Raw genomic sequence first — 307 nt, 5'->3', positions numbered from 1 at the left:
GGCCTGCTGTACCGCACGCCCCACCAGCTCGGAGGTGCCGGGGTGGGCCGAGTGGCCCTTGACGATCACCGGGCAGCCGGCGGCCAGTGCCGAGGCGGTGTCGCCACCGGCCACGGAGAAGGCCAGCGGGAAGTTACTGGCGCCGAACACCGCGACGGGGCCCAGCGGGATGTGGCGCTGGCGCAGGTCGGCGCGCGGCATCGGCTGGCGCTCGGGCAGGGCCGGGTCGAGGCGCAGGTCGAGCCACTCGCCGGCGCGCACCACGCTGGCGAACAGGCGCAGCTGGCCACAGGTGCGGCCGCGCTCG

General features: G+C 76.5%; 1 protein-coding gene. It reads right to left on the bottom strand.

The annotated features are described in order from the left end of the window. Positions 1-307 (bottom strand): aldehyde dehydrogenase family protein (locus DIS04_RS20335; RefSeq protein ID WP_162623145.1); only part of this gene is annotated, 307 nt, incomplete at both ends.

This window comes from Billgrantia lactosivorans, assembly GCF_003254665.1.
GTDB classification, from domain to species: domain Bacteria; phylum Pseudomonadota; class Gammaproteobacteria; order Pseudomonadales; family Halomonadaceae; genus Halomonas; species Halomonas lactosivorans.
This window is presented reverse-complemented; position numbering and strand designations above follow the sequence as displayed.